We start from the raw sequence: 1762 nt of genomic DNA, 5'->3' as shown, positions 1-1762 counted from the left end.
GGTGGCCGGGGGCGACCGCGAGTGCGACGAGCGAGCCGAGCAGCGCGCCCATGGGTGCCCCGACGAGGAGCGAGCGGCGGGAGGCCGCCTTGTCGCCCAACCCCAGCCAGGAGTACGCCCGGTGGGCGAGCCCCTGGTTCCAGGTCCAGCCGCACAGGGCGCCGGCCAGCAGCGGGACCGTACCCGCGGGGAGCCCGAGGCCGTCCTGCGGGCCCGCGAGGAGAGGGGCTCCGAGGACGTAGCCGAGGCCGGGCAGGGCGAAGACGACCCCTCTCAACAGGCAGCCCAGCAGGCCTATCTGCCAGGGGTCGTGGGCCGGTCCCGGGGGTTCGGGATGGCGGCGCTCGACCCGCTCGTACAGCTCCTCGGCGAGCGAGAAGGAGTCCTTGCAGCCGTACCTCTCGCGTATCTGGTCGTCCGACATGCCGTCGGACTCCAGGAGTGCGGCTATCTCGTCCGGGTGGACGGCGGCGGCTATGAACTCCTCGAGCCGCTTGGCGAGTTCGTCCACCGGGTCGGGCTCCGCCCAGCTGGGACGGCGTTGGCGCGGCACGTAGGGCAGGGTGTCGGGCCGCGAGCCGGGCGGCATCCGGATCGATCCGCTCACCAGCCGGTCCCGTCCGTCGCGACGGCCTGGTACCAGGGGTCGCGCAGTTCGAGGGTCCAGTCGGCGACGGTCTCCAGCGTGGGCTCGTACACCTCGGGCAGGCCCGCGAGTTCCTGGTAGATCGTCCGGAAGGCGTCCACGGAGCGGCGGAGCGTGAAGCGCTCGATGACGCGCTGGCGGGACAACTGGCCCAGTTCCAGGCGTCGTTCGTCGTCCCGCAGCAGGACGAGCGCGGCGGCGGCCATCTTCTCGGGCTCGCGCGGCGGCACCACGAGCCCGGTGTCGCCGACGGCCTCGCTGACGCCGCCCACGTCGGTGGAGACCGTGGTCCGGCCGCACGACATGGCCTCGATGATCGAGAAGGGGAAGCCCTCCGAGATGGAGGAGAGCATCACGACGTGCCCGGCCGCGTAGGCCCGCCACACCTCGCTGATCCGGCCCTCGAAGGTGAGGCCGTCCGTGACGCCGAGTTCGGCGGCGAGCTTCTCCAGCCTGGTCTTGTACGCCTCTCCGCCGGGCGGCACCGGGCCGAACAACCGCAGCCTGGTCTCGGGGAGTTCGGCGCGCACCATGGCGTACGCGCGTAGCAGCGTTTCGAGATCCTTGATGGGGTCGACGCGGCCGCACCAGGTGAGCGTGGGTACGTCCGGCTCGGGTCCGGCGTGCGGGAAGGCGGCGGGGTCGACGCCGTTGTAGACGGTACGGATCTTGTCGGGGTCGGCGCCGCCGCGCTCTTCCCAGCGGCGGTTGTACTGGTTGCACGGGGTGATCAGGTCGGCCGCCTTGTAGCCGAGGGTGTTGAGCTCGCGGTAGAAGCCGAGCATCAGGGCCTTGACGGGCCAGCGCTGTGCGTCGCTGCGGTAGCCGAGGTAGCGCTCGCGCAGATAGATGCCGTGCTCGGTCAGGAGGAACGGGATGCCGTCCAACTGCCGTGCGGCCAGGGCGGGAAGGGTGGCCAGACCGCTGCCGGTGGCGTGCGAGACGGAGTTCTCGGGCAGCCGGACGCCCAGCGGGCGCAGCGCGTGCTCCAGCAGGTCGGTGGCGGTCAGCGCGTCGTGCACGGTGGGGCAGGCCTGGGCGATCTGGAGGTGCGGCATGGTCCAGATCCACATCAGGGAGCGCAGCGCGGCCTCGGTGCGCAGGGCCGCCGACAGC

1 protein-coding gene and 1 pseudogene are annotated in these 1762 nt (G+C 72.1%); both read right to left on the bottom strand.

What is annotated here, in order from left to right:
• Positions 1 to 511, bottom strand: a pseudogene (locus EU811_RS23305) (hypothetical protein); the annotation flags it as partial.
• A 92-nt stretch (positions 512 to 603) separates the two neighbouring features.
• Positions 604 to 1762 (bottom strand): GT4 family glycosyltransferase PelF (gene pelF, locus EU811_RS23300; RefSeq protein ID WP_142940598.1); only part of this gene is annotated, 1159 nt, incomplete at its 5' end.

Source organism: Arthrobacter sp. TS-15, assembly GCF_006964045.1.
GTDB lineage: Bacteria > Actinomycetota > Actinomycetes > Actinomycetales > Micrococcaceae > Arthrobacter.
Note: the sequence above shows the minus strand (reverse complement) of the source record. Positions and strands in the feature narration are given on the sequence as shown.